Genomic DNA, 19,931 nt, shown 5'->3' on the forward strand with positions numbered 1-19,931 from the left:
TTTTATTGTTTGATTTTTAAAGGTGTTAAGTATTTTGCTCAGCCTGCATGAAGCCACTGAGCTTCACTAATGGGTGTGTTGATCACCTTGATGAGATTCAGGCTGTCGCCATCGATCAGGCCGGCACGGGCATGGGTTTGCATAGGCCGCGTCAGCGTCATCAGCAATTGATTCGTCACTGGGTTCCACTGGATGGGGCTGCCCGCCTTGAGCGTCCACGGTTCCAGGGCCCTGCGTTGTGTCACCTCTCCCGCGTCGCTGATCAGCATCAGTTCGTGATTGCCCCGTTGCTGCTCCCATCGCCCCAGAACAGCCCAGATCCGTTTTCCGCGGTTGTCGCAGGCCACCCCCAGCACCGCCTGATTACCGAGGTGCACTTGCTTCGGTGCCTGCCCTGGAATCACTAGCTCGATTGAGCGCCTGTAATCCGGCCAGTGCCGGATCAGCACGGCCCGTCCTGAGGCACCGCAGAAGGCCCCCAGCTCCCTGCTGCCCGGCAGCATCTGTTGCTTTTGCTCGGTTGCTTGCAGGGGCCGGAGGCTCAGGCCGTTGCTGTTGGGCATCACCACGCCCCCTCCAGCCGGCAGCAACTGCATCGGCCCGGAGGGCTTCAGTGCCAGAGCCTTGCGTTTGCCATCGGCCTGCAGCAAAAGGGCCTGGTCGCTGCCCGGTTGGAACCCACCGCTCTGAATCAGCAGATCACCATTGAGATTGCTGCTGAGATGGGCAAAGAGCACCTCCCCTTTCAACAGGGGTTCCGTGCGGCTCAGCGTTGGTGGCCCCAAGCCCGCCAGGCGGTTGGCGGTGCTGCGGGGTGTCAGTTGGCCCCACCACACCTGTTCGGTGCCGTTCTGATCGCGTCCCACCAGGGCAATACCCCGACCATTTCCCAGGGGGACGACGCTGGGGATGGCGGGCCATAGCCGACTGATCGGCATCCACTCTCCCGATCGCGTCTGTAGTTGAACTTGTTCGCCTTCCTGCACAGGCCGTGTTGCGATCAGCCAGGGTCTCGGATCCCACCACCATTGCTGCTGCCCCAGCTGCAGCCCGCGTTGGTCGTCCCCTGCGATCGATAGCTCGAGCGGAGCCGTGAGCACGGCATCCGCATCGATCACAATCCGCAGTGCTGTCGTCTCCCCCAGCCACTGATGGGGCACGGCTGGGGTGATTCTGGTGGCCTCGTTGACCTGGGGCCGATCCATTGGGCGACTGAACTGCAGATCCAGGGCCGCGCTGCCGCTTTGCACCTGCTGGGGCACCAGGCGCAGCAGCCGCGGAGGCTTTCGCAACAGCAGTTGTTGCTGCGCCAGAACTGCGGCGCAGGCCATCAGCATCAGCAGCAAGGGCCGCCGTGTCATGGTTCCAGGGGCCGCTCGGGCCTCGCAATCGGCGTGATGTTTTGAGGAATCACGACGGGGATGCGTCGTTCGTTCCGCGTCTGCACGCTCATCGTTCCCTCGATGGCCAACCACTGGTTGGTTTGGGGGATGAACGACTCCGGCCACTCCACGGCCAGGCCAGCGGGCGTGGCGTCGGCCAGGCAACAGCGCACTGTGAGCCGGGCGATTAGCGGTGGGCCCTGGGGTTGCCTCCAGACAAAACCGCTGATGCGAACAGGATTGCCGGCTACAAGGTCGGGATCGGGCTGGCTGCGCAGCCAGCGCACCCATTCCGTCAGGCTGCGTTGTTCGGGGGGCAGAACAAAGGCCAACTCCGGTGGATCGGGCAGGCCCTGGGGGCGGTTGCTGGCCAGATCGCTGAAGGAGGGACTCGGCGGAAGGACCAGCACCAGCGCAGCCATCACGCCGCTGAGCAGCCAGGGCCGGTGCCAGCGTTCGTTTTGCTTCTCTTTTTTCAGCAGAAGGGCCACGCCCAGCATCAGCAAGACCAGGCCGGTGACCCCCACCAGGCCATGGAAGACACCGCGTAGCAGCAGATCGAGGCGTCCGCTGTGGAAGCTCCACAACAACGTCAGGCCCCAGAGCAGCAGCAGTGTTCCGCGCTTCAACACGACCGGCCCCTCACAGCAGCCACAGGTTGATCCACTGACCGATTAGCAGCACGCCAAGACTGGCACCTATCGCCGTGATCAGGATCGCCCTTGGCCGCATCAGCACGGTGAACAGGCCTGCGAGTTTGAGATCCACAACGGGCCCCAGCAAGAGGAAGGCCAGCAGGGCTCCTGGGGTGATCTGAGCGGCAAACCCCAGCGCAAGAAAGGCATCCACGCTGGAGCAGACCGATAACACCACCGCCAGCAGCATCAAGGCCAGGATCGATGCTGTCGGCGCACCCCCCCACGGCCAAAAGCCAACTGCGCGGCAGCCAGGTCTGCACCAGGGCCGCAATCACACACCCAAGCACCAGCAGAGCCAGCAGATCGAGAAATTCGCGGCAGCTCTGGTCCAGCACCTGCCAGGCCTTGAGGCGCCGGCTGCTCAGGGATCGTGGGCTGCTGGGTGATCCGCCGATCACACCACTGCTGCGCTGCAGCAGCCCCAGGTTGCTGAGGGGCTGGCTCATGCGGCGTTCCTCCAGAAGCGCAGTGGCCAGGAGCTGCGTTTCGGGCAGTTGCACCAGCGACAAACTCAGCAGAATCGCCAGCAGGAAGGCCCCCAGCGGCCGGGCCACCAGCAGCCAGGGCTGATCAGGAAACGCGGCCCAGGTGCTGGCCAGGACGATGGGATTCAGCACCGGAGCTGCAAACAGAAAGCCGAACGCCGTACCCATCGGTGCACCGCTGGCCAGCAGACGGCGGGCGACGGGAACGTTGCCGCATTCGCAGGCCGGAAGGGCAAAGCCCATCAGTGCCCCGATGATCGGAGCCAGCAAAGGATTCTTCGGGAGCCGCTCGATCCAGGCACCCGGTGGCACCACCCATCGGGCCAGCCCTGCGATGGCAACGCCGAGCAGCAGAAATGGAACGGCTTCCAGCAGTAACCCCTGAAAGATCGCCCAGGCCGTGGCGAGCTTGTCCAAGCGTTCGGGCGGCAGTTGCCTTTCAACGTTCTCAGTTCAGCTTGCCCATCGGGGGGCGTTGACATGGTTTGTTGATCGGCTTGCGCGGCAGGCTGGGATGACGTTGGCCAGGGCCTGAGATGGGGTGGTGCTTCTGGATTGATCGCGGTGGCACCTTCACCGATCTGATCGGTCGTGATTCAGAAGGCCAGCTGCACGTGCGCAAGGTGCTCTCGGAGCAGGCCGGTGCTGGAGACCCTGCGGTGTCGGCCATGGAAGCGATGTTGGCGTCGGCTTCTCCACCCGTGGAGCTGGGGGACGTCGACGACGTGCGCCTCGGCACCACCGTGGCCACCAATGCGTTGCTGGAGGGGGCTGGTGCTCCGCTGCTGTTGCTCACCAATGCCGGGCTGAGGGATCAGCTGTGGATCGGCGATCAACATCGCGAAGATCTGTTCGCTCTTGAGCAGCCCCAGCGCCCCTTTCTGGCGCAAACGGTGCTGGAGCTGGCCGGTCGGCTCGATGCCCGGGGTGAGGAGGTTGAGCCCCTGGTGCTGGATCAGCTGCTGCGGCGGCGTCTCGAGGAGCTGCGCTGTTCCGGCCTGGACGTCGCCGTGGTGGCGTTGTTGCATGCCCAGCGCAACCCAGCCCATGAGCAGCGCTGCGCTGCATTGCTGCGGGAACTTGGTTTTCGCACCGTGGTCTGCTCCCATCAGGTGAGTGTGATGCCCCGCCTGGTGCCGCGGGGGCAGACATCCTTGGTGGAAGGCGCCGTGCGTCCGGTGCTTGATGGCTACCTGCAGCAGGTGCAGGGGGCGTTGGGTGCCGCCACACCACTGCGGGTGATGACCTCCAGCGGAGCTTTGCAGGCTCCAGACAGGCTGCAGGCCAAAGACACCATCCTTTCGGGTCCGGCGGCGGGGATGGTTGGTGCGATCGCCGCGGCGCGGATGGCTGGCTTTGACGGGGTGCCGGTGCTGGGCTTCGACATGGGGGGCACGTCGACGGATGTGTTCTGCGTGGCTTGCGCCGATGCACAGGCCTTGCGGCAAGTGAAGGAGCAGACCGAGATCGCAGGCCTGCAGTTGCTGGCCCCTCGCCTGCCGATTGAAACCGTGGCGGCCGGTGGCGGATCAGTGCTGGAGCTGCAGGGGGAGCGGCTGCGGGTGGGGCCCCGCTCCGCCGGAGCACAACCGGGCCCGGCCTGTTATCGCGCCGGCGGACCGCTCACCATCACCGACGCCAACCTGCTGCTGGGGAGGCTTCAGGTGGACCGCTTCCCGGCGGTGTTCGGCCCGTCCGGGGATCTTCCACCGGATGTTGAGGTGGTGCGGCATTGCTTCGCCGAGCTTGCGGCAGCTCTGGGGCAGACCCCGGAGCGGGTGGCATCTGGGGCGTTGCAACTGGCGGTGGAAACCATGGCTGCTGCGATCCGACGGGTGTCGCTGCATCGCGGTGAGGACATTCGCGGCGGGGTGTTGGTGGCCTACGGGGGAGCTGGTGGTCAGCACGCCTGTCGCCTGGCAGATGAACTTGCGCTGAACACAGTGTTGTTGCATCCCATGGCCGGCGTTCTCTCCGCCTTTGGAATGGGTCAGGCCCGCCAGCGCTGCCGGCGGCAGGTGCATCTCGGTGCTGCCCTCTCGCCTGATCTGTTGGTGGCTTTGCAGGATCAAGTTGAGCGGCTGAAGGGTGAAGCGCAGGAGACCTTGCGTCGCCAGGGGGATCGCGCTGATGCCGATGCGGGGGAGCCGGAGGTCTGGGTCAGCCTTGCCCTGCGTTATCCCTCTACCGAGCAGACCCTGGTGCTCACCTGGTTCGCCCAGCAAGGCGTTGATGCCGTGATCTCGGCTTTCAAGGCGAGCCATCAGCAACGCTACGGCTACTGCATTGATGCCGATCAGGCTTTGATCGTCGAACAGCTCAATGTTGAGGTCACAGCACCCCAACAGTTCGATGCCACAACCGCAGCTAAAGCAACAGCCGCAGCTGAGATGGCCGAACCAACGCGAGAGGTGCAGACATCGCCGCAGGTGTCGATGCACCTGGAGTCGAGCGGCTGGACGCAGGTGCAGTTGCTAAACCGCAGTGCCCTGGCGCCGGATCAGCGGATTGCAGGTCCGGCCCTGATCGCCGAAGCCACTGGCTGCACTGTGCTGGAGCCGGGCTGGCAGGCCCGGGTGGCGGAGGGGGGCACGCTGTTGCTGGAGCGCTCGCATCCCGCAGACGGATCACCGCTGCTGGCACAGGCCAGTGACCATGACCCATTGCAGGCGGAACTGTTTCGCCACCGCTTCATGGCGATCGCTGAACAGATGGGTGAACGGCTGCGGCAGAGCAGTCGCTCCGTGAACATCCGCGAGCGCCTGGATTTCTCCTGTGCGTTGTTCGATGCCACGGGTGCCCTGGTGGCCAATGCCCCCCACATTCCGGTGCACCTCGGATCGATGGGTGACAGCGTTCGCGACCTGTTGGCCCAGGTGGCGAATGGTGATGTCGCACCGCTGCAGCCCGACGACACGCTGCTCAGCAACGACCCTTTCCATGGCGGCACCCACTTGCCCGACATCACTGCCATCTCGCCGGTGTTCTGCAATGGGGATCAGCCCAGCTTCTTTGTTGCCAGCCGTGGCCATCACGCCGATGTGGGTGGCATTGCTCCCGGGTCGATGCCGTCCTTCAGTCGCACCATTGCCGATGAGGGGCTGCTGCTGCGTAACCAGCTGTTCGTGCGCCATGGCCGGGTTCATGCCGCTGATTTGGAAGCGGTGTGGAGCGGCATGGCGACGCCGCCCCGCAACCCTCCGGAACTGCTGGCCGACCTGCAGGCGCAGGTGGCGGCCAATCAGGCGGGAGTTGTGGCGCTGCAATCCCTCGTTGAGCGAGAGGGTCAGGCCCTGGTGCAACGGCAGATGACCCTGCTGCAGCAGGACGCAGCCCGCAGTGTTCAACGGCTGCTGTTGCGCTTGACGGACGCCCGACATCAGTTGGCCCTGGATGACGGCTCCTACCTGGTGGTGCAGGTGTGCCTTGATTCCAACCGCCAACGGTTGCGTTTGGATTTCAGCGGAACATCTCCGCAACGACCGGGCAATTTCAATGCCCCCCTGGCGGTGACGCGGGCGGCTGTGCTGTACGTGATCCGTTGTCTCCTCGATAGCGACATCCCCTTGAACGAGGGCTGTTTCGCGCCGCTCGATCTGGTGGTCCCGGAGGGCTGTCTTTTGAATCCGCAGCCCCCCGCCGCTGTGGTGGCCGGCAACGTGGAGGTGTCTCAGGCCCTCTGCAATCTGTTGTTTGCGGCCTTCGGCGCGCAGGCGGCCGGCCAGGGAACGATGAACAACGTCAGCTTCGGCAATGGCCGTTGCCAGTACTACGAAACAGTGGCCGGTGGTGGCGGCGCTGGTGAGGGCTTTGCCGGATCGGTGGGGCTGCAATTGCACATGACCAATTCAAGGCTGACGGATCCCGAGGTGCTGGAGAGCCGTTATCCGGTGCGCTTGGAATCCTTTGCGGTGCGCTCCGGCAGTGGCGGCCAGGGTCGGTGGCCCGGGGGCGACGGCTTGGAGCGCACGATCCGTTTCCTCGAGCCGATGAGTGTGTCGCTGATCAGTGGCTCGCGGCAGGTTGCCCCGTTCGGTCTCAACGGTGGGGCCAGTGGTGCCTGTGGCGAGAACTTGCGGCTGGATCGTGAGGGGGTGGCCCATCCCCTACCCGGTGCTGTGCAGCTGGAGCTTCAGGCGGGCGAGGCCATTCGCATGCTCACCCCAGGGGGAGGCGGCATGGGACGTTGAGGGGGGATGCCTTCAGGTGGTGTGATGCCGATGCGATCACAGGGTTGGTGGTTGAGCGTGCTGCTGGGCTGCAGCCTCAACTGGGCTGCCCATGCCAGAAGCCTCGACCAGCGGGTGTTCCAGTTGCAGCTGGTGATGGATCAGATCCGTCTGGCCCGTTCCGTGGGGGATCGCGTTGGAGTTTGCGTTGAATCCCGCCGGGCCAACAATTTTGTGCTCGATCTTCTTCCGGCCCTGCAATTGCACCGTCCTGGCCTCAATCACGCTGGCTTGCAGGACAAGATCCTCTTGGGATTTGATCAGTGTTGATCCCTTTCTAGTGATCGGCTTTGGTGCTGCTGTTTGAAAACCAGCATGACGACCCATTGTCGATCGGCATCTGCGGATTCAATCTGAATGCAGCAAAGCTGATGGCATGGGTTTGCTTCAAACGATCCAGGGACGGTTGCTTCAGTACGACTCACCGTCGCGGCAGTTGCAACAGGTCCACTTCGACGCAGCCAGGCGTCTGGCCCAGGCTCAATTTAAGCTGGCTGATGCCGAATTAAGCCAACGCCTCTGGCAGGACGTGGCTGATCGTGATCTCGATGTTGATCGGATCCTGAATCTTCTCTATGGCTGCTGGTTCCAGGATGATCCCGCGGCGCTGCGTGCTGCCGACGCTGAGTTTCAGGCTCGCCGCGAGCGGGAGTTGATCCCAGGGGTGTTCGAACACTGCTGAGGATTGTGGGCCGCGGGGATGGTTGTGCTGAACTGACGGATCTATTAGTGGCGGAGTGCTGTTGATCCCAGAGATCCAGCCATGAACATCGTCGTTCTCAACCGTTCGGATTGGCTGGATGAGCGGAAGGTTCGTCTTGTGGATCGCCGGGCGGATCACATCCGTTCAGTGCTTCGTGCAGCAGTGGGCGACAACATCCGGGTCGGTGAGCTGAATGGCGATCTGGGCCAGGGCCGCATCTGCGTGCTGGATGAAGATGCCGTGGTGCTGGAGGTGGACCTCAACCAGCCACCGCCGCCCCGCCATCGGTTCGACATTGTTCTGGCCTTGCCGAGGCCCAAGGTGCTGCGCCGTCTGTTCCGCACCGTGGCCGAGTACGGCGTGGCCAACCTTCACCTAATCAACTGCGCCCGGGTTGAAAAGAGCTATTGGCAGTCGCCTTTGCTCGCACCCGAGAAGGTAAACGATGCGCTGCTTGCTGGGATGGAGCGCGCCAGCGACACGGTGGCGCCCCGGGTGCATCAGCACTGGCGCTTTCGACCCTTTGTCGAAGACCAACTCAAGGATCTCTGTGCCGGACGGCCCTGCTGGATGGCCCAGATGGGGGCCGCCCTCCCGTTGCGCGAAACCCCTGCTGGGGCTGCCGTAGTGATGGTGGGGCCGGAGGGCGGTTTTGTGCCGTTTGAACTGGAGTTGGCCCAGGCGGTAATCGCCCAGCCCGTGCATCTGGGATCACGCACCTTGAGCGTCGACACGGCTCTCACCACCGCTCTGGCCCAGGGATGATGGTGATAGGTGTGTTGCTTTAACAGCGAAGGCAATGAACGATTTGGCTGGATTGCAAGCTCTTGTGGAGGACGTCGGGTCCGGCAACGTCATCGATGCCGAGCTGCTCGATGGATGTCCAGTGGAAGCCCACGAACTCGATGAAATGGATGCATCCCAGGCCGCGCAGGTCGCCGCCCATTGCTTCGGCTTGCTCTTCGATCACAGGGTGGAGCAGCTGGAGGGGATCGAAGCGGATCTCGATGCAGGCCTGTGGACCGGCACCGTTGATGGCTTCGGATTTCAGATCAGCCGCGATGACGTCGGCGATCTTGTCCTCGATTTCTCGAGTCAGCAGGCGTGACAGTTGATGAGCTGCGCAGCGATCTGACGGCCCGGCTTGGTGAGCAGGTGGAGCAGGTGTTCACCCGGGATGGAGCCCCTGTTGACGACATCACCGAGCTCTATCAGCCGTCTCCGGCTGGTTTTGGCGGCCAGCTGCGACTGAAACGGAGCGGCCGCCGCCTGGCCTGGGAGCTCTGGCTTGAGGATGGAGATCGTTGGAATTTTCACTCCACCGACCTTGCCGATGCACCGCCACAGGCCGAGTAAGCCTCGAACTGACGCTTTGAGTAGGCGCCGGTAGGGTGGTGTGCTGGTTTCAGCGGGGAGCAGCCGCTGGAGGAAACGGGGAAAGAGCAGTGAAAATCTGCCGCTGTCCCGCAGCTGTGAAACGTCGGCCCTCCGCCTACGTCAGTCAGAACGCCCGCCAGATCAAACCGACGAGGATCGACTTTTGAATTCTTTGCCACTGGCCCTGCGCAGGCCTCTTCAGATCGCAGGCCCTTCGTTTCTGGCGGTTCTTCTTCTGGCCAGTCCGGCGTTCGCCCACCATCCTTTTGGCATGGGCGACAGCGCTGCTCTCAGCCCACTGCAGGGATTGCTCAGTGGAATTGGTCACCCGCTGTTGGGTCCTGACCATCTTCTGTTTCTAATGGCCATCGCCTTCATCGGCCTGCAAAGACCTCGCGCCTGGGTGATTCCTCTGTTGGCTGCTGGCCTGGGCGGCAGTGTTCTGTCGCAGTTCATCCCCCTGCCGGAGACCATGGCTCCCTGGGCGGAGGCCATGGTCTCCCTCAGCCTGGTGGTGGAGGGTTTGATGGCTCTCACCGTGGCTTCCACCCGTTGGTTGCTGCCGCTGGTGGCCCTGCACGGTTTTCTGCTCGGCAGCACCATTGTTGGAGCGGAACCCACCCCGCTGTTCACCTATTTCCTGGGTCTGCTGATTGGCCAAGGCGCGCTGCTGGTGGTTGTGAGCAACTGGTCCAAGACCCTGGTTGAGCGCCTCGGCTCCCAGGGGCAACGGCTTGGTGCCGGCATCTGGATGGGCATCGGTATGGCCTTTGTTTGGGTAGCCCTGATCGACTGATCACGAGCACGCCTTTTCACAGCTTCTGACCCCAGGGATCACCTCTGGGTTTTTTTTCTCTTCACAGTCATGAAGTTTGTCCAGCAACTGCTGGTGGCTCCCGCAACCCTTGGCCTGATAGCCCCTTTGGCTGTTGTCAAAAGCCCAGCAGCTAATGCCGCCGAGCTGAACATCAACGGCGTTTCTGATTACGCGGCTTCCGTTGATCAGGTCACCAGTGTCACCCAATTCTCTGACGTCTACCCCACCGACTGGGCCTATCAGGCACTGGCTGGTTTGGTTGAGACCTACGGCTGCGTGGCCGGTTACCCCAACGGCACCTTCCGTGGCAACCGGGCCATGACCCGCTACGAAGCGGCTGCCCTGCTGAACGCTTGCCTCGACCGCGTCACCGAAGTGACCGACGAGCTGCGTCGCCTGATGGCTGAGTTCGAAACCGAGCTGGCCATCCTTAAGGGTCGTGTTGACGGCCTCGAGGCCCGCGTTGGAGAACTGGAAGCAATCCAGTTCTCCACCACCACCAAGCTCTCTGGCTTGGCGACTTTTGTTGTCGGAGCGAATCGCTTCAAGGGTTCAGCGAACCCACTTCGCGCAGATAGCAATGCCGAGTTCGGTGGAACTGTTTTCAATGTCGACCTGCAGTTGGCTCTGGAGACCTCCTTCAGTGGTAAAGATCAGCTGACCACCGTTCTGCGTGCTGGCAACTTCGACGGTGACGACAATGTATTCGGCAGTGGAGGGCGGTCGGGTCTGGCCACCCTGGAAACCGCGTTCCAGGAGGGTGAGGAACCGAATCAACTGGTGATCGACAAACTTTTCTATTCCTTCCCGTTGGGGGATGAGATCACCATCACCACCGGCCCGATTGTTGGCCAGGAAGACATGCTCGCGATCTGGCCGAGCGTCTATCCCAGTGATCCGATCCTCGATGTGCTCACGGTGAATGGAGCGCCGGGGGCATACAACAAAAACAAAGGTGCGGGCGTTGGCATCAGCTGGGCAGCGGAAAGCGGAGCCCGCGCGTCGGCCAACTATGTGGCAGCCAATGGTGCATCAAGCGACACCCGCCTCGGTGGCTTCGACACCGACGAGGCGGGCGGCACCGGCACCCTCCAGTTGGGTTGGGAGGGTGAGAACTGGGGTGTTGCTGCCCTGTATTCCAAAGTCCAGAACGGTAAAGACCTGATCGTGTATGTCTCGCCCTTCGTGAGGGATCGCTTCAGTGATCTGGGCGTGACTCACGCCTATGCCCTGGGTGCTTTCTGGCAGCCACTGGAGAGCGGCTGGCTTCCATCGCTGTCGCTCGGTTGGGGCATCAATCAGTCCGACACCCAGCGCAAAGGCCAGGTGAGAACCAGTCAGTCCTGGAGGGCTGGGCTGCAGTGGAACGATGTGTTGGCGGCGGGGAACAACGCCGGAATGGCTGTGGGCCAGCCCGTTTTTGCGACCGATCTTCGTGGTGGCGACACCCCTGCTGATGGTCAGTTCATCTGGGAGTGGTGGTATCAGTTCCAAGTGACCGACAACATCAGCATCACCCCGGCGCTGTTCTATCTGTCGCGACCGATGGGTGAGCTCACACCGGAGGGTTCAACCTTCCAGCAACTGGGCGGCCTGATCAAAACGATATTTGTGTTCTGATCCGAGGGGTCTTTCGCTTGATTCGAGGTCAACCGAGGCTGACTCCTGCCATCGGTTTGTTGATCTGCGCCCTCTTACCGTTTTCATGCGTGGGGCTGCTGTGGTGGATATTTGCCTTAATGACGAAACCAATAAAGAAACCCCCCATCTCAATGAGATGAGGGGTAAATCAGAAAAGGCAGATTAATCAGGCACTGACCTTGGAATTTCCCATGTTTTCAAGCGCTTCAGAAACACGCTTGAAGTTAAAGCCCATACCGCGTAAGGCATGCCAAAAATGTCCTTGAAGGAAAAAGAATGCAAGGTAGAAGTGCGTATTGGCCAGCCAAGCTCGGGCTGAGTGGTCACTACCTTCAAGAGCAGTTGTGTCGCTGAAGTAGGGAGAGAAGCCGAAGTTCAATTTCAATGGATCGCCATACAACTCAACGGGGTAAATTGTTGTGTTTTGAGCACACCAAATGGCGGTCACAAATCCCATCAGAGCTACACCAGCAAGCGAGTAAGACAGGATCGATTCGCCGTTGTAGATCAAGATCTTTTTGAAGGGTCCGAAAGGGCTGGAGATGATATGCCAAACACCACCAATCGTGAGAATGAAAGCCAAAACAGCATGGCCACCCATCACGTCTTCAAGACTACTGATAGAGAGAAAATTAGCCTGATAACCCCACACCATGCTGAGGTCAATATTTGGTTCAACCCGTCGAACAGCTCCGATGGCGCTGTCGTAAATTCCATGGCGCTTTGCCCATTCAACGAAGGCAATGGCTCCGAGGCCAAGAAAAATCAGGTGATGCCCCAGGATGAACGTGAGCTTTTTGCTATCACTCCATTCAAAGTGAAACTTTTGGGCGCGGCCTTCAGCTTCTGAAAGGTCCTTGGGCGCTCGAAGTGTATGCCAGATTCCAGCTGCTCCAAGAACAGCGGATGAAACCAGATGGAATGCTGCGATCGCGATGAGGGGTTGTTGGTCAACGATTACAGAGCTTTCCCCTACGCCGAAGCCAAGGCCGGCGAGATGTGGAATCAAAATCAGCCCTTGTTCTCCCATTGGCAGTGTTCCGTCATAACGGGCCAACTCAAACAAGGTGAATGCACCTGCCCAAAACATGATTAAACCTGCATGGGCAGCGTGGGCTGCAATGAAAGAACCGCTGCGCTTCGCGACTCCTGCATTTCCAGCCCACCAGTCATAACTGACTGATGAACTTCCGTAAGACTGCATTTTCAAAAGGATGCGGCATGAAAAACATAATGAGTGCTGTCTATCGAATAAATCTGCTTTTACATAGCTTTGCAGGGGTAAGTCATATTTAACCGTTCAAAGAGTCATTTGATTTAAGAATTTTTTGTTCAATCTTTTGGGTAATTAATTTGGAACATTTGATTCTTTGGATTGAAAGCTATGAGCTGCTTGATAAAAATTCTTTGCTCTGGCAAGCTGGCCAATTTGATGTCTGATTGCAGCCAATTGAGCGCAGAAGTTGTATCAAATATACCCGCCTAAGCAATGCAGTGCTCTCTAGATTGTGCTTGAGTTTGCATGATTTGCAGGTTTGGGCAAGACATGCTTCAGCTACACATCTCTAGTTCTTTAAAGATCTACTGTCAAAAAAAATCTACCTCCCGAAATTCCTAACGAGAAATAGATCACTTTGATTTTGTCGAAACCCGTCCAAGGTCGACAATTCAATTATCCTGCTGTGTATTCCCTTGAGTGTTGGAAACTTAGCAAGCGAATGTTAGATCCTGAACATCTTTCAAGTCAAATGATCAAGGATCAGAGTGGCTGTCTTCCTCAGTGTGTTGCCCACTCAGAAGGCAACACACTACCGATGATCTTGAAGCTTTTTCCCCCATCGGGCTGGAGGATAAATGCGATTCCTTGCGGTTCAGGATAAATTCCTGTTGCGGCCTCAAAAGGATCATCATGTCCGATAATGATTGTGTTGGTTCCTGGTAGAGGTGGGCGTGTTAATAAAGGCATGGCATTCTTTTTCATCAGTGCAATGTGATCTTCGGTGTAATCTTTATAAGGTAAAAAATTTAATCGGGAGTCTTTTTGGGTCCATTCCCCAAATGCGAGGTTTGCTGTTTTCCATGACCTGCAATACTCACTAACAATAATTTCACCGATTGGGATTCCTTTTGAAGCAAACGCCACGCCAATTTCGTGGGACTCTTTGATGCCCTGAGTGCTCAGCTTTCTCTGAGAACTACAATCATCGAGGCTCATCAGAGGATCAGCTTGGTCTGCGTAATCCCTCTCCGTGGTTGCATGACGAAAATAAATGACATAGCCTCCATCCTTGATGGAATCCAGCAACATTGATTTCTCACTACTCGGTTCTGAAGTTAGGCCAATGACTTGTGTTTTAGTGTTTTGGTCCGCTGGGTTTTCAGCCTGACCACCATTGGAGGAGGAACCAGTTTCTCCATTCAGACTGCATGCACTCAAAAGTAATCCAGTGAACAATGAAATAAGAATTTTAGGCACGAGATCGGTGGTTGAGATGCTTATTTGTCTTTCAGTGAATCTATAGTTTTGTCGACACCTTTTTCTTTTTCAGGAGTTGAAGGCATTGCTTTGGTTGCTACTTTTTTGGTTTGAGTTTGCTCGCATCCAGTCGTTTTTCGCCAAATGCTTTGTAGAGAAGCAGAATCAAGCTGCTTGTTAGTGGAATTGATGTGATTCCACCTACAGAAATTTCGAATCCTGATAAGGACATGGGAAAACTAAACAATCTCAAAAATAAACGTTTAATTTATGATCGTGTGGTTACGTTGACCTTAAAACACGTTGACGCTCAATGACATTTTGAACTGTGGTCCGATGGGCTTCTGCAATTGCATCAACAAGGCCTATCGGCCATTCCGTTCCGCAGCGGATTTGTGCTTCTAATACCGATGCATCAAGTTTTGAAAACCGGGATGTTTTTTGAGACATTGTGTTGATGGTGAGAAGTAGAAAACATCAACGCCAGTTATTGATGGGCAAAGATAAGACCAATCAACTGTTCTGGTTTGGTTAAAGCGAGACTCTGGCTCTTGAACCTGGAGGGAAGAAGAGTCAGATGACGCCCAATGAAACTGACATCATCAGAATCATTGTTTGAACAGCTCCGGCTGAAGTGAACTGTCCTATCTAATTATCGCGTTGTGAACTGGCTCTTGTCTTTCACATGCTGCAGTAGCACGTTTTAATTGATGCACACCCGTGTAAGTGATGCTATTTTTGAAAAAGTCTAAAGTTTGTAATTAATGGGAAGATGACGATCTATAGCATTACAGTACCTTGATTATCCCGTAAAAGTGTGCTTTCTGACTATGTCACCGTATTCATCGGTCGCAAGATAGTGCTAATGAATGTTTGCTCTTTTCTACTTATTTGTGGCCTTGCTCTTTTGCTTTAAGTATTTGATTCTCGAGCCGCTCTTTCACCAATTGTCTGAAATCACAATAATCTATATCTTTCGTGTTTTTGTCGAGCATTATTTCCTGCGCTTCTCTCATTAAATACTCGTAAGTGGTAGTGTCAGTCGTTCTGTTGGCGAGGTCAATGATGTGCGCGAAGGCCTCAATGTTGGTCACGAATAGATTGCTGCTTTGTGTAAGCTAGCTACTGCTGGGATCAATTTCTGCCCCAAATTCTACTGATCGATGTTGGTATTGATTGATTTGTGATGCCTCAGTGATCTGTTTCGTTCGTTGCTCTACATCTGGTTCTTGCTTTTGGTATTTCTGGCATAAAATGATTTTCTCAAGTAATGGACTTGAGCATGTTTAGATCTAACATTTTAGATAACTAAATTTTGCTTTTGAAGCGGTCTCATTTGTTGAGCAACGTCTTTGAGTATTAAATATTTATCTCTTATTTTATCTCGCGATGAAGTGTCATCCTGTTGAGTTGAGGGCAGAATTTCATCAATTCGAGCCTTTCAGGATTGTTTCTTCGGTTTTTAGTTGTTGTATAGCGAGAGACTCCAGGGCTGCGTTTTTCAGCAGCAGTCGCTGTTCTGCATTCGGTGCATTCCAGTGTGACAACGATGCGAACGCCTTTGCTTTTGGCCATAATGTTTCATTCCATTTCTAGGAGCAAGCAACTGGACTGACCCCCCTGGTTGAGTAGAGGAGCCAGTTGTAACCCCAGTGCGATGACCCGGATTAGTCATCGGATGAAGGTGCCTCGCGAGAACCTTCAAATGCATATTGGCTGGGTTTTCTCAGAGTGCGCGTACAAACCATCTAATTTCACCCGTCAAATGAATCGATGATTGGTTTCTTCTCCTCTGTGCCTTTAGTCTCGCCGCCTGTCCACTTATAGGAGAGGAGTCAGTAGTGTGAACAGACTGAGATAGCTCTGGATACAACCATTCATGCAGATGTTATGCGTGGATTTGTCTGACTAGTCTCAATCCATTTCACGGCTCACGCCAGATGATGTTAATTTGCCTGTCAAATCAGCTTTGACATTTTTGGAATGAAATAACGCTGATCTGGCTCCCCGCATCGTCAGAGAGGGAGTCAGTGGTGTTATCAGCGCCCAATGGTGATTGCCCCCACCATTGGTTGGAGGTTTCCTGCGACGGAAAATCCACGATCACTATGGATTGATATATGGATTCTGCTGATCAAGATGATGCTGACCGGTGAATCAAATGAGCCTTTGGAAGGTTGTTGGGGGCAAAATGTTGAACCGACTCGTTCCCCTCAAAAGAAATGTCAGCCGGTTGCTCTCTGTCTAGACGGTAGAAATGCTGTTCTGACTCCCCCGGTTGAGAAGAAGAGTCAGCTGACACTTATCGCCCAATGGTCATCACTCCATTGGATGGTGGAGGTCCTCCAAAGTGACAATCTCACCGACCATGGCTACTGCTTGTTCTTAAGAACAGATAGCTGGGATCCTATGAGCCGCGCAAATGTGCACAGTTGTTGACCAAAACACTGGACGAGTTGTGTTCACTGGTTGATCTTCCGGGGCTGGAGCTTTAATCCTGTTGTCTATCCGCAAAGGCGAAAACAGCAGAAGGTTTCCGGCAACCAGCCCTGCTGTGACAACAATCGCAGCAACTACTTCAAGCATCTCAGTGGTTTTGTTTTGCGAGGTCAAGTCACCCGTCAAACGCTGAACTGACTCCCCGTCAGCCAAGAAAGGGAGTCAGCTTTTCTGGACAGCGCCCAATGGTCCCTACAAAAACCATGGGATGGAGGTCTTGTGGACTCCTAAGACAGAATCACCGCGTCGGGTGCACACCGCGATACAGATGAGGCGATAGCAGTGCCAAATGAGTCGTCACAATGTTTTGGGAAGTCAAAACGCTGAACTGACTCCCCCGGTTGCGAAAGGGAGAGTCAGTACGGTTATCAGCGCCCAATGGTCATGCAGTTGCCATTGGATGGAGGTGAGCCTCCGAAACCACAATCTCACCGTCCATTGCTACTGACTGCTCTTAAGAGCGTTTGGCAGTGATCAAATGAGCCTCGCCAACGTCCACAACTGTTCACAAGAACACTGGACGAGCTGCTGTCCCAGGTTGAGTTGGAGGGCCTAGAGCTTTATCCGGTTGTCCACCTGCAAAGGTGAATACAGCAAAAGGTTTCCGGCAACCAGCCCTGCTGTGCCGACAATCGCGGCGACCAATTCCAGCAACTCCGAGATTTTGTTTTGCGTGTTCAAGTCACCCGTCAAACGCTGAACTGACTCCCCGCTCGCCAGAGAGGGAGTCAGGTCGCTCCAGCGCCCAATGGCAAGGGTTAAAGCCATTGGATGGAGGTTTGGGGACTCCTTAGACACAATCACCCCTGTTGGGAATGAGACGCGATACAGATGAGTTGGTGGCAATGGCTAAATGAGTCACCCGAATGTTGTCGCAAGCCAAATCGCTGATCGAGCCCCCCGCTTGTGAAGAGCATTCAGACCCTGAACAAGCGCCCAACGGTCAATGGAGGAACCACTTAGTGGGGTACTCGAGGTTCCGTGACAATGATTTCACTTGTGATTGGCTGATCGCTGTGTTGATGAGGAGATGATGGCGACCCTCTGAGAGGTGGCAAGGTAGCGGTTGGTGACACCACCCACCCCTCTTTTCTGAGGGCAATTCAGTAGTGGTTATGGGTTGGTTCGTTGATGGGATTGACCAGTGTGCTGTTCATACACCTGATGACTCTCGAATAGCCAAGAGGTGGCTCTCCTTCGTGGACCCCAGCAGCATCAGCCGTTCCTTGACTTGCTTTTATCTGTACCGTCCAAATGCTGAGCTTTTTCCCATTGCAGCAGCCGGGGGAGGCTGATCACAACAAAAGCTGCGTTCCTTGTGTTTTGATAAGGAAATACAGCGGAAACGCTCAATAAGAACGCCTCAGCGTTGTAAGCGATCCATTGGTCACTCAGTTAGCGAGGTGTACTGGGCCATATCCACATCGAGCCGATGCTTCGAATTCAGGGCGATGCTCAGCTGCTCCGCTCACTTCTTCTGAGTACGGATGGAGTTGGCCTGCAGCGTATTGAGAAAGAATCTCAATTTGAGGGTCTTATTGAGAATGACTTGCAATATCGACAAGGAGTCTGTACTGTTGCGAGTAATTCTCAATCGCGATAGTTCGTGACGACGTCTGCCTACCGTTTCTTGCCGGATGATCCAGCGGCACCTTTGTCGATGCCAAGGCTTCAAACCGTTCTGCTGGACCCTGCCGGTCGAGACCAGGCCACCGTTCTGGAAGTGTTGGAGGGTGTCTGCCGGGTGTATTGCCCTTGTGAGGAAACCGAGGGAATGACCTTGGCGTTTTTGCAGTCAGGCGACAGGCTTCGCACTGATCGCATGTGCAGTGACGGGGCCTGTGTTGAGGCACTCACGGCGCTTAAGTTTCGTCGTGATTCCGTCTCCACGGACGAATTCGGCATTGACGCAGTCAATGAGTGGACCTTGCAGCTCCTAAGAGTCCGTCATTTGGGTCAGGCTGAACAGCGGCTTCACGCTCTTCTGGCCCTCCTGGTCAACCGGCTTGGACTTCGTTGCAGCGATGCCTATCAGCTTCCCTTCCGTCTTACCCATGATCGTTTTGGTGAGTTGATTGGTGCTACCCGGGTGACGACAACCCGTCTTCTCTCGAAATGGCGTCAAGCCGACATGATCGCCATGTCGTCTGGTGATGTCACGATGCGTATTGCACCTGACCTCATCAACTCTTCACCACTCCAATTTTGAAGATCGTGAATTCCTTTGGTGTTCTTGGCGATCTCTGCAGAGAGGCTGAATGGATGCGGATGCGAATTCAATGTGCGAGTCGTTCAATACAGCATTGTCAGCATCCTCAGCTTAAAGACCGCCTCGTTGCAGAAATATCTTTTTACCGTACGAGATGTTTGGCTATGAAAGACTCTTTGGTTGTGATTAGTCATTCTCTTGATTCTCAGTCCACACAGAAATGTTTGCTGGAAGAATTACTGTCTCGTTGCCTGTTAACAGCTCAACTCACATATCACCTTTCTTGAACTGATTCTCTAGTGTTTCTAGGCTGCCTTAACGGTTGTCCAATAGAATATTTATTGCCTAGAGTGTACGTAGTTTGGAAAGTTTTTTGTCATTCATTGTTGCGTATCTTTTGATGATCTTGTTGATTTGTTAGCTTTCTTCTCAAAAAGAATCGAATGAGGATTTCTTTTGATGAATTTTCCGAGAGTGTATCATTTTTGCTTTTATTTGCTTTAATGCAGTCTTGCTTAAGATCGAGTCAAAAGAATCATTTGACTGATCGCCGTTCAAAATATTATTTAAAGTTTGGCATTGGTCTTCAATGTTCGACATGCTTGTTGGATCAGCCATACTCGAAGAATTCATTGACCATATTGAACAGGATGACTTGGTTCGTCTCCGTTGGCTCAAACGTATCCGTGAGACAGGATTTGATCAGGCATTATCGGAGTATCGTGAGTCTTTGAATCGCCTTAGACAGTCTTAGATAAGAATTTGTCTGGCAGAACGAGGTGGATGAGGTGTCTGGATGTAACTGATTTCACCTGCAGTTGAAACAAGCGTTAATTCGGGAGAGCGATGATTTGCGATTCTTGATTGGTGATTTCTTTTGCATGACTTTCACTATTTTTTTTGCCACATCTACTGGTAAAACTGAGGATGTGGCTGATCGACTCAAGGAGCTTCTTCCTGGAACAGAAGCGAAGGATGTTGACAACATCGACTCAATTGATGAGTTGGTTGCAGCTGAGTCGTTAATTTGTTGTGTTCCAACCTGGAATACAGGCGCTGATGAAGCACGGTCAGGAACAGCCTGGGATGATCTGGTTCAGGAAATTCCTGACAAGGATTTTGCCGGTAAATCAGTCGCAATCGTAGGCCTTGGTGACTCCTCCGGTTATTCGGATTTTTTCTGTGATGCCATGGAGGAACTGTATACGGCTTTTCTTCAATCTGGTGCCAAGTTGATTGGTAAGGTTTCCACAGAAGGGTATACCTATGATGACTCAAAGAGCATTATTGATGGTAAGTTCTGCGGACTTGCAATCGATGAAGACAATGAGTCTGAATTGACAGATCAACGTTTGCAGGCCTGGGTTCAGCAAATAAACGCTGAGGCCTGAACGTAATTTATTACTGAACTGTAG

16 protein-coding genes, 1 pseudogene and 1 riboswitch are annotated in these 19,931 nt (G+C 55.6%); of the genes and pseudogenes, 10 read left to right on the forward strand and 7 right to left on the reverse strand.

Annotated features, from left to right (window positions below; genetic code table 11):
- Positions 1-38: 38 nt before the first annotated feature.
- From Syncc8109_RS04320 to Syncc8109_RS04330, 3 genes and pseudogenes are all read right to left on the reverse strand, one after another.
- Entirely contained in the window at positions 39-1,361 is a 1,323-nt protein-coding gene (locus Syncc8109_RS04320) for a hypothetical protein (protein WP_006851353.1), read from the reverse strand.
- Positions 1,358-2,011: a TIGR03943 family protein gene (locus Syncc8109_RS04325; RefSeq protein ID WP_025362211.1), complete on the reverse strand. Its 654-nt coding sequence runs from the start codon at positions 2,009-2,011 to the stop codon at positions 1,358-1,360. The genes Syncc8109_RS04320 and Syncc8109_RS04325 overlap by 4 nt, the downstream gene beginning before the upstream one ends.
- Positions 2,012-2,024: 13 nt before the next feature.
- Positions 2,025-2,982 (reverse strand): annotated as a pseudogene (locus Syncc8109_RS04330) (permease).
- A gap of 119 nt (positions 2,983-3,101) precedes the next feature.
- On the opposite strand from Syncc8109_RS04330, the gene Syncc8109_RS04335 reads away from it, so the two are divergent.
- The 8 genes from Syncc8109_RS04335 (at position 3,102) to Syncc8109_RS04370 (ending at position 11,311) form a co-directional block, all read left to right on the forward strand.
- Entirely contained in the window at positions 3,102-6,755 is a 3,654-nt protein-coding gene (locus tag Syncc8109_RS04335; RefSeq protein WP_006850778.1) for a hydantoinase B/oxoprolinase family protein, read from the forward strand.
- Positions 6,756-6,779: 24 nt separating this feature from the next.
- Entirely contained in the window at positions 6,780-7,064 is a 285-nt protein-coding gene (locus Syncc8109_RS04340) for a hypothetical protein (protein WP_232202462.1), read from the forward strand.
- Positions 7,065-7,170: 106 nt separating this feature from the next.
- Entirely contained in the window at positions 7,171-7,476 is a 306-nt protein-coding gene (locus tag Syncc8109_RS04345) for a hypothetical protein (RefSeq protein WP_025362212.1), read from the forward strand.
- Positions 7,477-7,557: 81 nt separating this feature from the next.
- Positions 7,558-8,262, forward strand: a complete 705-nt coding sequence (locus Syncc8109_RS04350; RefSeq protein ID WP_006850855.1) for a 16S rRNA (uracil(1498)-N(3))-methyltransferase — start codon at positions 7,558-7,560, stop codon at positions 8,260-8,262.
- Between the two features lie 34 nt (positions 8,263-8,296).
- Entirely contained in the window at positions 8,297-8,605 is a 309-nt protein-coding gene (locus Syncc8109_RS04355) for a hypothetical protein (RefSeq protein ID WP_006852071.1), read from the forward strand.
- The gene (locus tag Syncc8109_RS04360) at positions 8,602-8,853 is read left to right on the forward strand and encodes a hypothetical protein (RefSeq protein ID WP_006849746.1); all 252 of its coding nucleotides are present in this window, start codon (positions 8,602-8,604) and stop codon (positions 8,851-8,853) included. Before Syncc8109_RS04355 ends, Syncc8109_RS04360 begins: the two co-directional genes overlap by 4 nt.
- A 27-nt stretch (positions 8,854-8,880) precedes the next feature.
- A riboswitch (cobalamin riboswitch) is annotated at positions 8,881-9,030 on the forward strand.
- 7 nt (positions 9,031-9,037) lie between these two features.
- Positions 9,038-9,670, forward strand: coding sequence for a HupE/UreJ family protein (locus Syncc8109_RS04365; protein ID WP_025362213.1), 633 nt, complete (start codon positions 9,038-9,040; stop codon positions 9,668-9,670).
- Positions 9,671-9,739: 69 nt separating this feature from the next.
- Entirely contained in the window at positions 9,740-11,311 is a 1,572-nt protein-coding gene (locus Syncc8109_RS04370; RefSeq protein ID WP_006850395.1) for an iron uptake porin, read from the forward strand.
- A gap of 187 nt (positions 11,312-11,498) precedes the next feature.
- Here Syncc8109_RS04370 and Syncc8109_RS04375 read toward each other — a convergent pair whose 3' ends face one another.
- From Syncc8109_RS04375 to Syncc8109_RS04390, 4 genes are all read right to left on the reverse strand, one after another.
- Positions 11,499-12,536 (reverse strand): chlorophyll a/b binding light-harvesting protein, encoded by a 1,038-nt coding sequence (locus Syncc8109_RS04375; protein WP_025362214.1) that lies wholly within the window; start codon positions 12,534-12,536, stop codon positions 11,499-11,501.
- A gap of 573 nt (positions 12,537-13,109) precedes the next feature.
- Positions 13,110-13,808, reverse strand: a complete 699-nt coding sequence (locus Syncc8109_RS04380; protein ID WP_006850006.1) for a histidine phosphatase family protein — start codon at positions 13,806-13,808, stop codon at positions 13,110-13,112.
- 1,374 nt (positions 13,809-15,182) lie between these two features.
- Entirely contained in the window at positions 15,183-15,383 is a 201-nt protein-coding gene (gene rpmG / locus Syncc8109_RS11635) for a 50S ribosomal protein L33 (protein WP_071823051.1), read from the reverse strand.
- A gap of 1,476 nt (positions 15,384-16,859) precedes the next feature.
- Complete coding sequence (locus tag Syncc8109_RS04390) at positions 16,860-17,075, reverse strand: hypothetical protein (protein ID WP_025362215.1); 216 nt, start codon at positions 17,073-17,075, stop codon at positions 16,860-16,862.
- 892 nt (positions 17,076-17,967) lie between these two features.
- On the opposite strand from Syncc8109_RS04390, the gene Syncc8109_RS04395 reads away from it, so the two are divergent.
- Positions 17,968-18,516, forward strand: coding sequence for a Crp/Fnr family transcriptional regulator (locus Syncc8109_RS04395; RefSeq protein WP_006851719.1), 549 nt, complete (start codon positions 17,968-17,970; stop codon positions 18,514-18,516).
- An 881-nt stretch (positions 18,517-19,397) separates the two neighbouring features.
- A complete protein-coding gene (fldA, locus tag Syncc8109_RS04400) occupies positions 19,398-19,907 on the forward strand; it encodes a flavodoxin FldA (protein ID WP_025362216.1) in 510 nt (169 codons plus the stop codon).
- The last annotated feature ends 24 nt before the right edge of the window (positions 19,908-19,931 follow it).

The organism is Synechococcus sp. WH 8109, from assembly GCF_000161795.2.
In the GTDB taxonomy this organism is placed as follows: Bacteria; Cyanobacteriota; Cyanobacteriia; order PCC-6307; family Cyanobiaceae; genus Parasynechococcus.

What these genes read in the sequence shown, in the direction of transcription:
- Syncc8109_RS04320 (WP_006851353.1), bottom strand. Translation starts at nt 1,361, where the DNA reads ATGACACGGCGGCCCTTGCTGCTGATGCTGATGGCCTGCGCCGCAGTT.
- Syncc8109_RS04335 (WP_006850778.1), top strand. Translation starts at nt 3,102, where the DNA reads ATGGGGTGGTGCTTCTGGATTGATCGCGGTGGCACCTTCACCGATCTG.
- Syncc8109_RS04340 (WP_232202462.1), top strand. Translation starts at nt 6,780, where the DNA reads ATGCCGATGCGATCACAGGGTTGGTGGTTGAGCGTGCTGCTGGGCTGC.
- Syncc8109_RS04345 (WP_025362212.1), top strand. Translation starts at nt 7,171, where the DNA reads ATGGGTTTGCTTCAAACGATCCAGGGACGGTTGCTTCAGTACGACTCA.
- Syncc8109_RS04350 (WP_006850855.1), top strand. Translation starts at nt 7,558, where the DNA reads ATGAACATCGTCGTTCTCAACCGTTCGGATTGGCTGGATGAGCGGAAG.
- Syncc8109_RS04355 (WP_006852071.1), top strand. Translation starts at nt 8,297, where the DNA reads ATGAACGATTTGGCTGGATTGCAAGCTCTTGTGGAGGACGTCGGGTCC.
- Syncc8109_RS04370 (WP_006850395.1), top strand. Translation starts at nt 9,740, where the DNA reads ATGAAGTTTGTCCAGCAACTGCTGGTGGCTCCCGCAACCCTTGGCCTG.
- Syncc8109_RS04375 (WP_025362214.1), bottom strand. Translation starts at nt 12,536, where the DNA reads ATGCAGTCTTACGGAAGTTCATCAGTCAGTTATGACTGGTGGGCTGGA.
- rpmG (WP_071823051.1), bottom strand. Translation starts at nt 15,383, where the DNA reads ATGGCCAAAAGCAAAGGCGTTCGCATCGTTGTCACACTGGAATGCACC.
- Syncc8109_RS04390 (WP_025362215.1), bottom strand. Translation starts at nt 17,075, where the DNA reads ATGGCTTTAACCCTTGCCATTGGGCGCTGGAGCGACCTGACTCCCTCT.
- Syncc8109_RS04395 (WP_006851719.1), top strand. Translation starts at nt 17,968, where the DNA reads ATGCCAAGGCTTCAAACCGTTCTGCTGGACCCTGCCGGTCGAGACCAG.
- fldA (WP_025362216.1), top strand. Translation starts at nt 19,398, where the DNA reads ATGACTTTCACTATTTTTTTTGCCACATCTACTGGTAAAACTGAGGAT.